This is a genomic window from Pandoraea pulmonicola (genome assembly GCF_000815105.2).
Classification (GTDB): domain Bacteria; phylum Pseudomonadota; class Gammaproteobacteria; order Burkholderiales; family Burkholderiaceae; genus Pandoraea; species Pandoraea pulmonicola.
In genome coordinates this window covers 5,458,445-5,475,423 of sequence record NZ_CP010310.2, presented here as the reverse complement: position 1 = coordinate 5,475,423, position 16,979 = coordinate 5,458,445, and the positions used below count along the sequence as shown (strand labels likewise).

Below are 16,979 nucleotides of genomic sequence, written 5' to 3'. Positions count from 1 at the left end.
CGCGCAGCGCAACGGACAAGGCGGCTGAGCGCCACTCATTTCTTCGCGGATTCGCGCGGTGGGATGGCGAGCCAGTCTTCCAGCATGCGCTGGGCGGCGTCCACGCCCGTGCGCTTGAGCGACGAGAACAGTTGCGCGGTGAACTGCGGCGCAACAGCCGGATCGTCCGACGGCAGGCCATCGGTGCGCGGCAGTGCGGACAGACGCTTTTGCGTATCGCGCAGCACGACCGTCGCGTCCTGGCGGGTGAGCTTGTCCGCCTTGGTGAGCAGGGCGTGAATGGGGCGTCCGGTTGGCAGAAACCAGTCGATCAGTTCGCAATCGAGGTCCGTGAACGGGCGACGCGAATCCATCACCAGCACGAGGCCGCGCAGTTGCGGGCGTTGCACCAGGTAGTCGCCGAGCAACTGCTGCCAGTGCACCTTCACACCACCGCCGACTTCGGCGTAACCGTAGCCGGGCAAGTCGACGAGATAACCGTACAGATGCTCCAGGTGCGCGATCTCGAAGTAGTTGATGTGCTGGGTGCGGCCCGGCGTCTTGCTCGAGAAAGCAAGCCGTTTCTGGTTGCAAAGGATGTTCAGCGCGCTGGATTTGCCCGCGTTCGAGCGGCCCGCGAAGGCGACCTCGGGCACGGCCGTCGCAGGCAGGTCGCGCAGGTGGTTGACGGTCGTAAAGAAGCGGGCTTGATGAAGTAGGGACATGGCGGAAACCGGGGAGCGCGCAGCCGCGCGAGGCGGGCCGAAACGCGGGCGCAGGGACGCAAAACGGTGAGATCGATGCTCGCCGGCGACAGCCCGGGAAGCCCCGCTCTGCGGCCTTCTACATGGAAATCCCCTAAAGCCGGGGAAAGTCTTTATTGTACAATATGAAAGTTAACCTTGGCCTTGCCAAGGGTTGCCCGAACGTCTCGCGCGCCGTGAGGTTGGAGGAGAAACACGGCGCCGGACGGTGAGTTCGAACGACCGATTTCCCGACAAAACAGATATAAGGTGTGCGAATGAACCGAGGAGTGTGGAAGTCTCTCGCTGCAACACCGTTGGCGCTGGCATGCTTTCTTCTGAGCGGCGCCAGTCAGGCCGCCGATCCGCAGGCGCCTGCCAAACCCGACCTGAACCGGGGACAGGCCATTGCCAGTCAGGTTTGCGCGTCCTGCCACGCGGCGGACGGCAACAGCACCGGCGGCGCCTATCCCAAGCTCGCCGGTCAGCATCCCGAATACCTCTACAAGCAGCTCGTCGATTTCAAGGCGCAGCCCGGCAAGACCCCTGCACGTAACAATCCCATCATGGCCGGCATGGTTGCGGCGCTGTCCGATCAGGACATGCGCAACGTGTCGGCGTATTTCGCCTCGCAAACCGAGAAGCCGGGCGCCGCGCGCAACAAGGCCACGGTGCCGCTGGGCGAGAAGATCTACCGCGGCGGTCTGGCCGACAAGGGGGTGCCCGCCTGCGCCTCGTGTCATGGACCGGCGGGGGCCGGCATGCCGTCGCAGTACCCGCGTCTGTCTGGCCAATGGGCGGATTACACCGCGGCCCAACTGGTGGCGTTCCGCGACGAGACCCGTGGCAACAACGCCCCGATGCACGACATTGCGTCGCGGCTGTCGGACAAGGAAATCAAGGCAGTCGCGGATTACATCGCCGGTTTGCGCTGATCGGCAGCCCCTGCTCTGACATCGTGTGAACGTCAGGGTATATTCGCTGACTTATAACGAAACCAGCAGCGTCGCCGCGGGGCGACGCCTTCGAACTGGTTTAGCATACACAGGGTGGCGGGCGCGTGAGACACGCGCCCCCGCCCTTTTTGTTGTCGGAATCAGGATGAGTATCAGTACCTCCGGAATGCAGATCAAGGGCGCGCAACGCTGGTTGCGCGACGGCGTCGAACTCGTCAGCTCGATGCGTTTTGCCATCAGCCTGCTGACCGTGCTCGCCATTGCCAGCATCGTCGGTACGGTGCTCAAGCAGGGCGATCCGTATCCTAACTACGTCAACCAGTTCGGCCCGTTCTGGGCCGACGTCTTCCGCTCGCTCGGGCTGTACACCGTGTACAGCTCGTGGTGGTTCCTGCTGATCCTGTTCTTCCTGATGGCGTCCACGACGCTGTGTATCGTGCGCAACGCGCCGAAGATGATCGCGGACATCCGGAGCTGGCGCGATCACGTGCGCGAGGGTAGCCTGCGCGCCTTCGGCCACAAGGGCGAGTTCTCCGGACCGGCGTCGCGCGCGGAGCTCCTGCCGCGTCTGACGCGTTACCTCGGTCACCGCGGCTACCGCTTCGTGGTTCGCGAGCGCGACGGCGCCACGCTCGTGGCCGCCAAGGCCGGCGCGGTCAACAAGATCGGCTACATCTTCGCGCACAGCGCGATCGTCATCATCTGCCTGGGCGGACTCGTCGACAGCGATCTGCTGATTCGCGTGCAGATGGCGTTGTTCGGCAAGTCGCCGCTGCAGGGGAACGCCGTCATTGCGCAGATTCCGGAAACGCATCGTCTGTCGCCGAACAACCCGGCATTTCGCGGCTACGCCTTCGTGCCCGAGGGCGGCAAGTCGACCACGGCGATCCTGAACTTCCAGAACGGCTCGGTCGTGCAGGATCTGCCGTTCTCCATCGAGCTGAAGAAATTCCACGTCGATTACTACTCGACGGGCATGCCGAAGCTGTTCGCGAGCGATATCGTGGTGACCGATCCCGAGAACGGGAAGACGATGAGCGCGACCGTGAAGGTCAACGAGCCGTTCATCTACAAGGGCGTCGCAATCTACCAGTCCAGCTTCGAGGATGGCGGCAGCAAGCTGCGCCTGACCGGCTACCCGATGCACGGCGCATCGGACAAGCCGTTCGCATTCTCGGGCGACGTCGGCGGCGCCACACAGTTGCGCGGCGGTGCGGCCGGCAAGGATGAATACACCATCGAGTTCAGCGATTTCCGCGCGATCAACGTGGAGAACATCAGCAATGGCGGTGGTGAGCGCGACGTGCGTGGCGTGGCCCGTAAATCGTTGCGCGACGATCTCGGTGCACAACTGGGTTCCGGCGCGCGTACCGATCTGAGCAAGGATCTGCGCAACGTGGGGCCGTCGGTGCAGTACAAGGTGCGCGATCGCAGCGGGCAGGCGAAGGAGTACCGCAACTACATGCTGCCGATTCTCGTGGAAGACGGTCAGCGCGTGTTCATGACCGGGGTGCGCGATACGCCGGACGGCCCGTTCCAGTACTTGCGCATTCCCGCCGATGAAGACGGCTCCGTCAAGCAATGGATGCTGTTGCGCGCCGCGTTGCAGGACGACGGCGCCCGCACCGAAGCGGCCCGCCGTTTTGCGGCGCAATCGTTGCCGGCGCAGACGTCGGCCGAGCTGCGCGGTCAATTGCAGGAAAGCGCGAAGCGCGAGCTGGATCTGTTTGCGGGCGCGATTCCGGCAAGCAAAACCGGCCATGCGACGGGCGGCCTGCAGGCCATAGCCGAGTTCGTCAGCGAGAAGGTGCCGCCGGCGCAGCAGTCCGCGGCGGCCGACATGTTCCGCCGCATTCTCGACGGCACCGTGTGGCAGTTGTGGCAGGTTGCACGCGAGCAGGCCGGGCAAGCGCCGGCGGCCTCCACGCCGGAGACCGAGCGCTTCGTGCACACGGCCACCAACGCGCTGTCGGACAATTTCCTGTATGACGCGCCGGTGTTCCTGCAGCTCGATTCGTTCGACCAGATTCAGGCGAGCGTCTTCCAACTCACGCGCTCGCCGGGCAAGAAGATCGTGTATCTTGGCAGCTTGCTGCTGGTGCTTGGCATCTTCTCCATGTTCTACGTGCGCGAGCGCCGTCTGTGGCTGTGGATCAAGGATGCTCCGCAAGGCGGCAGTTCGGTGCTCATGGCGGTGTCGACCACGCGCCGCACACTGGATTTCGAAAAGGAATTCGCCCGCACGAAGGCGGAAATGGACGAGATCGTCACAAAACGATGAAGGTGAGACAGATGGAGTTATCGCAAGCTTATTCGGAGGTCTCGTGGCTGCGTCGGCGCAGCCTCGGCGACTGGCTGTTCGTGCTCGCACTGGCCGTTGGTGCGGGCGTGGCACTGAGCCAGTACGGCCACTACATGGACTACTACGAGCACACGATCCTGGTGCTTGCCGTACCGACCTTCGCGCTGCTGGGCTGGCACTGGCGTGCGGTGCGCTGGCTGATGGCGGGCATCGCGATTCTCGCGCTCGCCGGTATCGGCATGTACCACCACGATCTGGCGCGCGCCGATCAGGCGTTCTTCCTCAAGTATTTCCTGTCGAGTCAGTCGGCCATCCTGTGGATGAGTGCGCTGTTCTTCCTGTCGACGCTCTTCTACTGGGGCGGCCTGCTCGCGCGCTCGCCGTTCGGCGCGAGCGTCGGCTCGTCGCTGTGCTGGGCAGCGGTGCTGCTCGGTTTTACCGGCATGATGGTGCGCTGGTACGAGTCGTATCTCGTTGGCGCGGACGTCGGACACATTCCGATCTCCAACCTGTATGAAGTGTTCGTCCTCTTCTGCCTGATCACGGCGCTGTTCTACCTGTACTACGAGCACCGCTACGAAACGCGCTCGCTCGGGCCGTTCGTGCTGCTGGTGATCAGCGCGGCGGTGAGCTTCAACCTCTGGTACAGCGTGGCGCGCAGCGCCTATGAAATCCAGCCGCTGGTGCCGGCGCTGCAAAGCTGGTGGATGAAGATCCACGTGCCGGCGAACTTCATTGGCTACGGCACGTTTGCGCTCGCCGCGATGGTCGCCGTGGCGTATCTGCTCAAGTCGGGCGAAAACAAGCGTCTGGCGGCGGCGGGCAAGGCGCCGGATACGGGCTTTTTCTCGTCGCGTCTGCCATCGCTCGAATTGCTCGACGACGTGATGTACAAGGCCATCGCGGTCGGCTTCGCATTCTTCACGATCGCCACAATCCTTGGTGCGCTGTGGGCCGCGGACGCCTGGGGCGGCTATTGGAGCTGGGATCCGAAGGAGACGTGGGCGCTGATCGTCTGGCTGAACTATGCGGCGTGGCTGCACATGCGTCTCATGAAGGGCCTGCGCGGTGTCGTTGCGGCATGGTGGTCGTTGACGGGGCTGCTGATCACCACGTTCGCCTTCCTCGGCGTGAACATGTTCCTGTCGGGGCTGCACAGCTACGGACAACTCTGACGCGACGCGTGTCGCTGGAAGATCGCCGAAAGCCGCCGCGCTCACGAGCCGGCGGCTTTTTTCATCGTGGCGTATGATTTCCCGCACCGCGTTCGTGGGAACGGGGAGAAGCCTGGGCCGGGTCTAATCAACGGCACCGGCGCAACGGGGGCTACAGCGGTGGCCGTCGCGTCGCCGGGCGGGCGGCATCAGGAGAGGCGAGTCATGAACACGAACAAGTCGCGTCTGCGTGGGGCGGACATCCCGACGAGCAGCATCACACCGCGTGAACTGGTGGATGCGCGGCGGCGCTTTCTGCGCGCGTCCGGCGCGGGGCTGACGGGGCTGGGCGGTGCGGCGCTGGGTTTGCTGTCGCCGCGAGCCGTTCTGGCGGCGCCGGCTGCCGACAGTCCCGGCACGGGGCTCGCGAAGCTGAGCGCACCGCGCAACACGCGCTATGTCGTCACCGACAAGCCGACCGATATCAAGGACGTCACCACGTACAACAACTTCTACGAGTTCGGCACTGACAAATCCGATCCGGCGCGCCGGGCGGGCACGCTCAAGCCGCGTCCATGGCAAATCGCGATCGAGGGGGAAGTGCGGCAGCCAAAGGTCTACGATATCGACGCGCTGCTCAAGCTCGCGCCGCTCGAAGAGCGCGTCTATCGCCTGCGTTGCGTCGAGGGCTGGTCGATGGTGATTCCGTGGATCGGCTACTCGCTTTCGGCGCTCATCAAGCAGGTGCAACCGACAGGCAATGCACGGTACGTCGAATTCGTCACACTGGCGGATCCGAAGCAGATGCCGGGGTTGTCGTACCCGGTCCTGAGCTGGCCGTATGTGGAGGGCCTGCGCATGGACGAGGCGATGCATCCGCTCTCGCTACTGACCTTCGGCCTGTACGGCGAAGTGCTGCCCAACCAGAACGGCGCGCCGGTGCGCATGGTGGTGCCTTGGAAGTATGGCTTCAAGAGCGCCAAGTCCATCGTGAAGATCCGGTTCGTCGAGAAGATGCCGATCACGAGCTGGCATCGCGCGGCACCGGACGAGTACGGTTTCTATTCCAACGTGAACCCCGAGGTCGACCATCCGCGCTGGAGTCAGGCGACCGAGCGGCGGATCGGCGACGGCGGCATCTTCACTCCGAAGCGCAAGACGTTGATGTTCAACGGTTACGGCGAGCAGGTCGCCAGCCTGTACCAGGGCATGGATCTGCGTAAGTTCTTCTGACCCTTCCTTACCGACGCACCGTGTCCACGCAACCCACCGATCCGCGAGACGGTTTCTCCGTTGGCGCGCCGCCTGCCGATCGGGCGCCCGCAGCTCCGCAACGTGTCGATGCGCGTGCCGCACATCGGGTCGGCGCACAACACTGGGTGTCGTGGGCCAAAGCCGCCGTGTTCATGCTCGCGCTGCTGCCGCTGCTGCGCCTCGTGGTGAGTGGCATGACGGATCGTCTGGGCGCCAATCCCGTCGAGTTCATCACGCGCTCGACCGGCACGTGGACGCTGGTCCTGCTGTGCGTCACGCTGGCCATCACGCCGGTGCGCCGGTTGCCGGGGCTGGCGTGGCTGCTGCGGTTTCGGCGCATGCTCGGCCTCTTCGCGTTCTTTTACGCCGCGCTGCATTTCACGACGTACTTCTGGCTGGATCAGTGGTTCGACTGGACGAGCATCGTGCGCGACGTCGCGGGCAAGCGTCCGTTCATCACGATGGGGTTTGCGGCGTTCGTGCTGATGGTGCCGTTGGCGTTGACGTCACCGTATGCGATGGCGCGCCGCCTGGGGCGCCGCCGCTGGCAACGTCTGCACCGTGCGATATACGCGATTGCGGTGCTGGCGATTCTGCACTACTGGTGGATGAAGGCGGGCAAGCATGACTTTGCCGAGCCGGCGATCTACGCGATCGTGGTGGCGTGCCTGCTCGGCGCCCGCGTGTTGTGGGCGCTTCGCAGGCAGCGTGTTCAGACGCCCGCAGGCAGCAGTCGTTCGCCGGCGAACAGCGACTCGATCGTTTCGCGCTCGCGCACGAGGTAAGCGTTCTCGCCGTCGACCATCACTTCGGCGGCGCGCGGACGCGTGTTGTAGTTCGAGCTCATCGTGAAGCCATAGGCGCCCGCCGAACGAATGGCGAGCAGGTCCCCGGGAGCGATGGCCAGTGCACGCTCGCGGCCGAGCCAGTCACCGCTCTCGCACACCGGGCCGACGACGTCGTATGTCACGACGTCCGTCGCGCGACGCTCTACCGGATCGATGCCGTGATAGGCCTCGTACATGGCGGGGCGGGCCAGATCGTTCATGGCGGCGTCGACGATCGCGAAGTTCTTCGTCTCGCCGTGCTTGAGGAATTCCACGCGCGTGAGCAGCACGCCGGCGTTGCCCACGAGCGAGCGACCCGGCTCGAACAGCACCTGACGATGGCCATGGCCGCGCTTCGCAATGTGATCGAGCAGCATGGTGGCGAAGGCCGTGATGTCCGGCGGCGTCTCGTCGGTGTAGGTGATGCCCAGGCCGCCGCCCACATCGATGTGGTGCAACGAAATACCGGCGGCCTCGAGCTTCTCGACGAGATCGAGCATCTTGTCGATGGCGTCGAGATACGGCGAGATTTCGGTGATTTGCGAGCCGATGTGGCAGTCGATGCCGACGACTTCGAGGTGCGGCATGGCCGCCGCCGCGCGATAGGCGTCGAACGCTTCCTCGTAGGCCACGCCGAACTTGTTGCCGCGCAGGCCGGTGGAGATGTAGGGATGCGTCTTGGCGTCGACGTTCGGGTTCACGCGCAGCGACACGCGAGCGCGCTTGCCGGTCTGTCCGGCCACCTCGTTGAGGCGATCGAGTTCCGGACGCGACTCGACGTTAAAGCAGAAGACGTCCTTTTCCAGCGCGTAGCGCATTTCGTCCGCATGCTTGCCGACGCCCGAGAACACCGCGCGCTTCGGGTCGCCGCCGGCCGCGATCACGCGTGCCAGTTCGCCCGCCGACACGATGTCGAAGCCGGCGCCGAGGCGGGCTAACACGCCGAGCACGGCGAGATTCGAATTGGCCTTGGCGGCGTAGTGCACCGCGGCATTGCGGCCTTCGCAGGCCTTGGCGTACGCATGGTAGGCGCGAGTCAGGGCCGCCTTCGAATAGACGTACAGGGGCGTGCCGAAACGCTCGGCGAGAGCCGGCAGGGCAACGCCCTCGGCGTGGAGCACGTCGTCGCGGTAGGAGAAGATGGCGTCGGACATCGCAGGTACTCGGTGATCAAACAGTGGCCCGCCGGCGGGGCGGGCATCGGCCGAATGGCGCTGGATTGCGTCGCAGTTCGGTCGTTCAGTCGTAATGTAGCCGGAATTCGCTCGGGCGTCGGACGGAAGTCGATCTGAACCCGGCCGGACGCCGTCCTTATTCGGGCTTGGCGGGGGGCACCACATCCGCAGGCGGCACGTCGACCGATGGCCCGCGCTGCGGCTCCGGCACACGCGGTGGCGGGGGCAGCGGGGCGCCCGGCGGCGGCGTCGGTTTGACGGGGCGGGCGGGTATATAAAGCGGCCCGGCCTGGCCGCAGCCGGCCAACACGCTCAGAAGAGCAATCGACGCTACAATCGCGCTGGTTCGAATAGGTGCAGTCATGGGGGTATCGCCGCGTGGTGCGGCATGCAAACGATGACGCAAACCGTGGAGTTTAGCATGACGGAAAGTGAATTCCTGGCGCTCGCCGAGGCAGTGCTGGCGCAGGTGGAGGCGGCTGTCGAGGACAGCGATGTGGACATCGATTGCGAGCGCTCCGGCAACGTCCTGACGCTCGAATTCGAGGATGGCAGCAAGATCATCGTCAACCTGCAAACCCCGATGAGCGAGATCTGGATCGCTGCGCGCTCCGGTGGCTACCACTACCGCCTCAAGGGCGACGAATGGCGCGACACCCGCGACGACTCCGAGCTGTTCGAAGCCCTCTCGCGCTTCGCATCGCAGCAGGCCGGCGAGACGGTCACGTTACGAGCGGACTGAGCGCCACGTCGCGTCTGCGAGGCCTGATGAGCCCGCGACACCCGATCGCATCGGGCCGCGCGTGGGCCGATGCGATCGGGCTGGGCCACGAAATTACGGCGGCTGGGCTACCTCGGCGCCCGGCCGCCGTTAAAGGTCAGAGGCCAAGGGCCAAGGACCTCAAGGCTTGTTGTTGAACATATCGAGAATGCGCTGACGTTCCTGCCGATCGACCGGCGCGGGGCCCGGGGATGCGGGCATCTGGCCCGGCAGCGCGCCGGCCGCAGGGCCGGTGGCCGCCGAACCATCCGGTGTTGTATCCGCGCTCAGGCCCACCGTGCTCACCGCGCGGCCCGGCGGATAGTCGTCATAGAAATAATCTCCGTTCGCCTGGATGATGCCCGGTGGCACCGGACGCGTCGATTCCGGCACCCCGCGCAACGCCTTGGCCATGTAATCGATCCAGATCGGCAGCGCCAAGCCCCCACCCGTTTCGCGATCCCCCAGGTTGCGCGGCTGATCGAAGCCGATCCACGCCACGCCGACCAGTTGCGACTGGTAGCCGGCGAACCAGGCGTCGTGGGAATCGTTGGTCGTCCCGGTCTTGCCCGCGAGATCGCTGCGCTTGAGCACGTTGGTCTTCGCAGCGGTACCGCGCGTGGCGACGTCGTGCAGCATCGAGTTCATGAGGAACGCGTTGCGCGCCGGGATCGCGCGGATCGACTCGTCGCCCGCCGCCGTGGGCTTCTCCTCCATGATGACGTTGCCCTTCGAGTCCGTGATGCGCGCCACGATGAACGGATTCACGCGGAAGCCGCCGTTCGCGAACACCGCGTAAGCGCTGGCCATTTGCAGTGGCGTGACCATGCCTGCACCGAGCGCCATCGGAAGATACGCCGGATGCTTGTCGGCCTCGAAACCGAAGCGGCCGATGTACTTCTGCGCGTAGCCCGGCGTGATGCTCTGAAGAATGCGGATCGACACGAGGTTACGCGAGCGCATCAGTGCCACCCGCATCGGCATCGGCCCCTCGAAGCCGCCGCCGTAGTTCTTCGGCTCCCATGGCTGACCACCGGTTTGCGCCGCCGTGAAATAGAGCGGTCCGTCGTTGATGATCGTCGCCGGGGCAAAGCCCTTTTCCAGCGCGGCCGAATAGATGAACGGCTTGAAGCTCGACCCCGGCTGGCGCCATGCCTGCGTGACGTGGTTGAATTTGTTGCGGTTGAAGTCGAAGCCGCCGACGAGCGAGCGGATCGCGCCGTTCTGCGGGTCGAGCGAGACGAATGCCGCTTCGATGTCCGGCATCTGGACGATGCGCCAGTTCTCCTTCGCATCCTTCGTGACGCGAATCACCGAGCCGCGGCGAATTTTCTGCTTCGGTTGCGCCTTGGCGCTCAGGCCGGCGGCGGCAAAGCGCAGCCCGTCCCCGGTCACCGTGACGTCGTCGCCGTTGAGCAGCACCGCCTTGACCTGTTGCGGCGTGGCCGACAGCACCACGGCCGCGACCATATCGCCGCTGTCCGGATGTTCGACGAGCGTGTCGTCGATCAACTGTTCGCGCGCGTCCTGGTCGTCGGGCAGGTCGATATTGGCTTCCGGACCACGATAGCCGTGCCGTAGCTCGTAAGCCATGACGCCTGCGCGCAGGGCTTCGTACGCGGCCTCCTGATCGGCCGAATTGATCGTCGTATAGACATTGAAGCCGCGCGTGTAGATCTCGTCCTTGAACTGCGCGTAGAGCAGTTGGCGAACCATTTCGGCAACATACCCGGCATGCACGCTGAACTCGCTGCCCAACCCGCGCACCACCAGTTCCTGGGCGATGGCTTGCTCGTAATCGGCTTTCGAGACGTAGCCAAGGTCGTACATCCGCTTGAGGATGTACTCCTGACGCACGCGGGCGCGTTTGTAATTGACGATCGGGTTATAGGCGGACGGGGCCTTGGGCAAGCCGGCGAGCATGGCCGCTTCGGCCAGTGTGATGTCCTTCAGATCCTTGCCGAAATACACGCGTGCGGCACTGGCGAAGCCGTAGGCACGCTCGCCGAGATAGATCTGATTCATGTACAGCTCGAGAATCTGATCCTTCGTGAGGCGCGATTCGATCTTGTAGGCGAGCAGCGCCTCATAGATCTTGCGCGTGTACGTCTTCTCACTGGACAGGAAGAAGTTACGCGCCACCTGCATGGTGATCGTACTGGCGCCCTGCGACGAGCCGCCGCGAGTGAAGTTGGTCACCCCGGCGCGGAAGATCCCGATGAAATCGACGCCGCCGTGCTGATAGAAGCGATCGTCCTCGATGGCGAGGACGGCCTTCTTCATGACGTCCGGAATATCGGCGAAACGTACGAGGTTGCGCCGCTCCTCGCCGAACTCGCCGATCTGGATCTCGTCGGCGGTATAGATGCGCAGCGGAATCTTCGGCCGGTAATCGACGATGGTGTCGAGCGAGGGCAACTGCGGCGTCATCACCACCAGGATGTACCCCGCGAGCAGCGCGCCGCACACGACCATCGCGGCGATCAGGCCAACGAACCACAAGGCCAGGCGCAGCCAGATGGAGCGGCGCGGTTTGGGTGGGCGCTTGTCGCGAGGTGTCTCGGTTTGGGGTGTGCTTGCCATGGGGGAACGGGAAAAAACGATGGGCCGATTATAACGAACGCCTCGGTATTGCCTGCCGGACCTGCCGGAAATCGGAGTACAGGCCCATGGGGTCTCGGAAAAGGACGAGAAAAATCGGGCGTGGAATCCCAAAGCGGGATTCGCTTGCCGCCCCCCGCCCCGGATTCGGACTGGTCCGATTGGACTGCCGTATCACCGTCGCTAGGATCGATCGCATCGACAAAGCGAGAAACGGAAGGAGGGCACGATGAGAGCGATCCTGCACGGAGTACGTCGGATGGGCGGCCAACTGGCGGCGGTGCTGCCACGTGCCGGTGGCGGCGGGGTGGGCATTCACTTTGACGCGGCAGCGGTGCAATTCGTTCGCCTGACACGGTGTGCCGGTCCGGCGCGACTGCGTCTGGCGGCCTATGGCAGCGCGCCCGTCGAGGACGATGTCCTGCGGGGAGCGCTGATTGCCAAGCCGGAGGCCGCAGCCCGGCACCTGACGGAATTGCTGGAGCGAACCGGCATGAGCGCCTCGGAACTGTGCGACGACACGATCGTGCTGGCGCTGCCGGCGCACGGGCTCAAGACCGAAGTGATCGACTGTCCGCCCGACGTACCGCCGCGCGCGCTGCGTGCCTGGTGCGAACGGCGTGCCGCGCTGCTGGTACCCGGCGACGCGGACGCAGGCCTGCGCTGCCGTGTCGGGGTGACGTGGGCGGATCCCGCCAGCCATCGGCTGCGCTTGTATGCCTGCGAGGCGGAACTGGTCGACGCCCGTGTCGCGGTGCTGGAGATGTCGGGCTTGCAGCCGCAGGCGGTCGATGCCGCACACGAAGCCGGACGTCGGGCGTTCCGATGGGCGTGGCCGGGCGCCGCGCGTGTCGACACGAGTGTTGGCAATGGCGCCGACGTCGACGCGGCGGCGGACAGCGAGCGGGAGCCGCCTCCGTTGGCGCTGCTGCAGGTGGATGCGCATGATCTCGACCTTTCCGTGTTTGACGGTCGCGATTGCGTGGCGGACGTGAGGGAACGCTTCGATGGCATCGGCGGACATCCGGAGGCGTTGGCCAGCGTCGTGCACGAGTTGACGGGCATGCTGGCGATCAAGCCGCGCGCGATGTACCTCGCCGCACAGGGCGTCAGCTCCGGCACACTGGTGTCGATTTGCGATGCGCTCGCTGCGGCGTGCGGTATCCCGGTGCGGCCTTTCGATCCCTTGCGGCGATTTGCCACCTCGCTTCGACGCCAGCCGTTCGCGCAGCGCAGCGCCCTGGCGGTGGCGTGCGGACTCGCACTGCGCGCGATGTCCATGCAGGGGGTGTCATGCGAGTGAACGCGATATTGCCTCCGCTCGATTTCCTTCTGACGCTCGGGCAGCGCCGTCAGCGTGAGTTCCATCGTCAGTGGCGTCTTTGGGGCGCCATCGCGGGACTGGGTGCGATGACGGCTGCCGCACCCATCGCACGAGACCTATACCTTCGCGGTGAAGCGCGGGAGCAACTCGCTGTACTACGCGCGGGGAACGAAGCGCGCAGTGCCGAGCGTGCAGCCTTCGATGCCACCGGCCGTACCCTGGCCGCCATGGTGGCGCATCGCCGTGCGGTCGTGACGCTTATCGAGCAGCGGCAATCGATCGCACCCCGACTGCTGGATGTCATGCGCGCCTGTGCGGACGGTGTGCGACTGACGTCGGTCAAGACCGGCGACGACCACCTGCGCATTGAAGGATACGCGACGACCCAGTCGAGAGTTCGCGAGACGCAGAAGCGTTTGCGCGCGCTGCCGTGGGTGCGCAAGGTCGCCGAAGTCGAATCCAGCGTGGTACCCGAGAGCGTCAGACGCCAGTGGGCCGGCGGCGAGACCACGGGCGCACAGCCCAACATTCGCCGATTCACGTTGCGTATCGAGCCGAAGGCGCAGCCCAGGCCAGTGATGCTGACCGCCGACGCTGCCGACGAGACCTGGCCCTCGGGGGAGGCGCCCGATGTACGGTGATCCCCATCCGCCGGACGACGTCCGCGACGTCGTTCATGAAATGGCGAACCGTTGGCGCACACGGTGGGCCACCTGGACATCCACCTCGCCGACGGAGTGGTCTGCGCCAATGCGATGGATTTCGGCGGCCATGGCCTGGCTGGCCGGACTGACGCTGACGTGGTCGATCTGGTGGCTCGTCGGCTTGCCGGTGCGAGCCGCGTTGCAGAAGGACCTCGGTATCGAGCAGGCGATCCTGGCACGGACCGACGAAGCCGCGCAGCGATTGCCGGCACTGACGGCGTCGCTTCGCAGCGCTCAGACCGATGACATCGCATGGCGGCGCTTGCTGCCGATCGTCGACGGTGCATTGGACGCCGCGGTTGCGGCCGCGGGAGCGGCCCATCCGCCGGAAGCCAGTGATGGGCTCCAGACAGAGGCGCCGCGTGGCGAGCCTCAGAACGTCTGGCGTGCCGATCTGGAGCGATTGGTGGCGCGTGCCGGTTTGATACTGGAAACCACGCGACCCGGGCCGTCCGCGGCGTCCGAAGGTGTCGGTCGCACCGATGACCTCGAGGTCGAGCGGGCGGAAATGCGCGTCAGGGGCACGGTGGCGGACTTGCTCGGCTGGCTGGCCGACATCGACCGGATGCCGCGCCATCTGGCAATCGAGCGATTTTCGCTCCAGGGCCCCGCACAGGGAACCGCCGGGACGGCGGATGCGCATGCGGTGCTTACGGTGACCATCGCGGCCTATCTTTGGCGCAAACCCGCGAACCTCGCCAGTCCGACAGCGACACCGACGCTGCCCGCGATGCCGGCCCTTTTGCCCGCATGGGACTTGCCGGCGGACATGACCGACGTATTTCGCACGCCGCTGACACGTCGTCCGGCGCAGGATGCCGTGACGATGGCGGCGTCCGGCCAGCGCCAGCCGACCGACGAGACCAAGCCGGCAGGATCGATGCGAGCCGGCTCGCGCCATGTCGTGCTTCGACGTGGTGTTGCCGGACTCGAGGCGACCTGGCGTGAAGACCCGCCGAACCATGGGCGTCGCGCGAAACCCGGCGGCGCGGATACCGTCGATGTGACCTTGCACGGCGTACAGACCGCAGACGTGCTTCGGACGTTCGCACAGCTCACGGGGCGCAGTGTGGTGATCGGTGAGCCCGTGGAGGGCAGTCTCGACATGGACGTGCGGGGTGTGTCGGCCGCGACGGCATTCGACGTCATGATCCGTAGCGCTGGGCTGGGCGTGCGGTCCATCGGCGGAGTGGACTGGATCGCCCCTCGTGCGCAATTGCTGGCCGATGAGCAGACGCAACTGGAGGCCGCTGCCAAACGAGAGGCGATGCTGCCGCTCACCAGCCGCCGCTTCACGCTCAACTATCCGCGTGCGCTGGCCTTGCGGGAGATCATCGTGGGAGAGAAGGACGCGAAGGGGCGGAGGCTTCTCTCTGCGCGGGGAAGTCTGATCGCGGACCCGCGTACCAATCAGCTTTTCGTGACAGACCTGCCCGAAAAGCTCGAGGCGTTGGCCTCGTTCATCGCGCGCATCGATGTGCCGGTGAGGCAGGTGCTGATCGAAGCCCGCATCGTCGAGGTCGACGACCGGTTCAGCGACTCGCTGGGCGTGCGGCTGGCGGGGTACAGCGGCGCGCCGGATGGCGGCCGCGGCGGTGAGACCTCGGATCGTGGTGGCCGTGGTCGCTCAGGTGACGCACGCGGCACCGACAAGCCCGAGGGTAAGCGCGGTGACGACGACAAACCGCGGGGCAGCTCGCTCGATGTCGGCCTGCCTGCGGCGGCGCTTGCAGGCGTGGTGCCGCCGAGTCTGGCCATCACGCTGTTCGGACGTTCGGCGACGCGGTTTCTGCAGATCGAGCTCGCCGCGCTGGAGACGAGCGGGCGCGGACGGGTGATTTCGCGGCCTCGTGTGGTGACGGCGGACAAGATTCAGGCAGTTATCGAGCAGGGCACGGAACTGCCATACCTGACGAGGGAGGGCCGACGCAGCCTGCCGTCGGTGCATTTCAGAAAAGCGACGCTGCGGCTGGAGGTCACACCGCTGATCACGCCCGACGGTCGGGTGATTCTCGACGTGGACGTGCGCAAGGACAGCGTCGGGCAGGAGGTCGCCGGCGGATTTGCCGTCGACACTCGGCAGGTCAAGACCCAGGTGCAGGTCGAAAATGGCGGAACGGTTGCCATTGGCGGCATTTATCAGGAGGAGCAGCGCGACAGCCGCGCCCGAGTGCCGTGGCTGGGGGAGGTACCGGTGCTCGGTGCTCTGTTCCGCAATCGCACCGAGGAAAACCGCCGCACGGAGCTGCTCGTCTTCCTGACGCCGAGCGTGGTGCCAGAGGGGGGCGGCTCGTCCGAGGGCGCTTCGATCGCAGTGGAAACGTCATCCGACCTGCCTGCGGTGCCGGAATCCGGGCCACCGCCCGCCTTGCCCGCCACGGTCGCGCCAGCCGTGCGGGTGGCGCCGCCGGCGTCAAAAAACGACCTGCCCGTCAACCATCCCAGGCTCACCGAGGGGATGCCCGGGGCGACGCGTTCCGCACGCCAATGGGATATCCCGGTATCATCAGGGACTGGAACCCAAATATCAGCGATTTATGCTGGAAAACGTAATACTTGTCGGACTGATGGGGGCGGGCAAGACCACGGTTGGACGCGCAGTGGCACGACGTCTCGGGCGGCAGTTCTATGATTCCGACCACGAGATCGAGGCGCGCACGGGCGTGCGCATTCCGGTCATCTTCGAGCACGAGGGCGAAGACGGTTTCCGCCAGCGCGAAGCCCAAACCATCGACGAGCTCACCCAACGCAGTGGCATCGTTCTCGCGACCGGCGGGGGCGCTGTATTGCGGGCGGAGAATCGCGAACGCATCAAGTCGCGCGGCACGGTCGTCTATCTTCGCGCCAATCCGCATGACCTCTGGCTGCGCACCCGACGCGACAAGAATCGCCCGTTGCTGCAGACGGCGGATCCGCGCGCGCGTCTCGAACAGCTGTTTCAGGAGCGAGACGCGCTTTATCGCGAGTGCGCGACCTTTGTGATTGAAACCGGGCGGCCGAGCGTCAACGCGCTCGTCAACATGGTGCTGATGCAGTTGGAAGTCGCGGGCATCGTGCCCAGCACGCCGGACGTCGCGCATGGCGTGCCGGACAGTGCGCTTTTCGAGGGTGCACCGGCCTCGCTATCGAAGGACGACGCGAACGTCGGCGGCCAGGATGCGACACCGCCGAATGGCGATGATCAGGGACAGGCGACGCCC

General features: G+C 65.4%; 13 protein-coding genes and 1 pseudogene. 10 read left to right on the top strand and 4 right to left on the bottom strand.

The genetic code is table 11. The features are described 5' to 3' along the window. Positions 1-35: 35 nt before the first annotated feature. Complete coding sequence (gene yihA / locus RO07_RS23610; protein WP_039406328.1) at positions 36-704, bottom strand: ribosome biogenesis GTP-binding protein YihA/YsxC; 669 nt, start codon at positions 702-704, stop codon at positions 36-38. Positions 705-1,000: 296 nt separating this feature from the next. On the opposite strand from yihA, the gene RO07_RS23605 reads away from it, so the two are divergent. From RO07_RS23605 to RO07_RS23585, 5 genes are all read left to right on the top strand, one after another. Further along, entirely contained in the window at positions 1,001-1,657 is a 657-nt protein-coding gene (locus RO07_RS23605) for a c-type cytochrome (protein ID WP_039406324.1), read from the top strand. Between the two features lie 166 nt (positions 1,658-1,823). Next, positions 1,824-3,959 carry a cytochrome c biogenesis protein ResB gene (locus RO07_RS23600; protein WP_039406320.1) on the top strand — a complete coding sequence of 712 codons (2,136 nt, stop codon included), beginning with the start codon at positions 1,824-1,826 and terminating at the stop codon, positions 3,957-3,959. Between the two features lie 11 nt (positions 3,960-3,970). Next, positions 3,971-5,155 carry a c-type cytochrome biogenesis protein CcsB gene (gene ccsB / locus RO07_RS23595; protein WP_039413493.1) on the top strand — a complete coding sequence of 395 codons (1,185 nt, stop codon included), beginning with the start codon at positions 3,971-3,973 and terminating at the stop codon, positions 5,153-5,155. Between the two features lie 204 nt (positions 5,156-5,359). Continuing rightward, a complete protein-coding gene (msrP, locus tag RO07_RS23590) occupies positions 5,360-6,367 on the top strand; it encodes a protein-methionine-sulfoxide reductase catalytic subunit MsrP (RefSeq protein WP_039406318.1) in 1,008 nt (335 codons plus the stop codon). Between the two features lie 20 nt (positions 6,368-6,387). Beyond that, positions 6,388-7,173 carry a protein-methionine-sulfoxide reductase heme-binding subunit MsrQ gene (locus tag RO07_RS23585; protein ID WP_418303697.1) on the top strand — a complete coding sequence of 262 codons (786 nt, stop codon included), beginning with the start codon at positions 6,388-6,390 and terminating at the stop codon, positions 7,171-7,173. Here RO07_RS23585 and lysA read toward each other — a convergent pair. After that, entirely contained in the window at positions 7,101-8,369 is a 1,269-nt protein-coding gene (gene lysA / locus RO07_RS23580; protein ID WP_039406317.1) for a diaminopimelate decarboxylase, read from the bottom strand. The two genes, RO07_RS23585 and lysA, sit on opposite strands and share 73 nt — an antisense overlap. Before the next feature lie 157 nt (positions 8,370-8,526). After that, positions 8,527-8,754, bottom strand: coding sequence for an LPS translocon maturation chaperone LptM (gene lptM, locus RO07_RS26975; RefSeq protein WP_072637140.1), 228 nt, complete (start codon positions 8,752-8,754; stop codon positions 8,527-8,529). Between the two features lie 57 nt (positions 8,755-8,811). On the opposite strand from lptM, the gene cyaY reads away from it, so the two are divergent. Beyond that, the gene (cyaY, locus tag RO07_RS23570; protein ID WP_039406315.1) at positions 8,812-9,132 is read left to right on the top strand and encodes an iron donor protein CyaY; all 321 of its coding nucleotides are present in this window, start codon (positions 8,812-8,814) and stop codon (positions 9,130-9,132) included. Positions 9,133-9,291: 159 nt separating this feature from the next. Here cyaY and RO07_RS23565 read toward each other — a convergent pair whose 3' ends face one another. After that, positions 9,292-11,733 (bottom strand): penicillin-binding protein 1A, encoded by a 2,442-nt coding sequence (locus RO07_RS23565; protein ID WP_039406313.1) that lies wholly within the window; start codon positions 11,731-11,733, stop codon positions 9,292-9,294. Positions 11,734-11,980: 247 nt separating this feature from the next. Here RO07_RS23565 and pilM point away from each other — a divergent pair, with 247 nt between their 5' ends. From pilM to RO07_RS23545, 4 genes and pseudogenes are all read left to right on the top strand, one after another. Next, on the top strand, positions 11,981-13,054 hold the full coding sequence (pilM, locus tag RO07_RS23560) for a type IV pilus biogenesis protein PilM (protein WP_084072780.1): 1,074 nt from the start codon (positions 11,981-11,983) through the stop codon (positions 13,052-13,054). Further along, entirely contained in the window at positions 13,045-13,716 is a 672-nt protein-coding gene (locus tag RO07_RS23555) for a PilN domain-containing protein (protein WP_039406306.1), read from the top strand. The genes pilM and RO07_RS23555 overlap by 10 nt, the downstream gene beginning before the upstream one ends. A gap of 130 nt (positions 13,717-13,846) precedes the next feature. Further along, on the top strand, positions 13,847-16,411 hold the full coding sequence (gene pilQ / locus RO07_RS23550; protein WP_160118093.1) for a type IV pilus secretin PilQ: 2,565 nt from the start codon (positions 13,847-13,849) through the stop codon (positions 16,409-16,411). Then, positions 16,317-16,835 (top strand): annotated as a pseudogene (locus RO07_RS23545) (shikimate kinase); the annotation flags it as partial. The gene pilQ and the pseudogene RO07_RS23545, both read left to right, overlap by 95 nt. Positions 16,836-16,979: the final 144 nt, after the last annotated feature.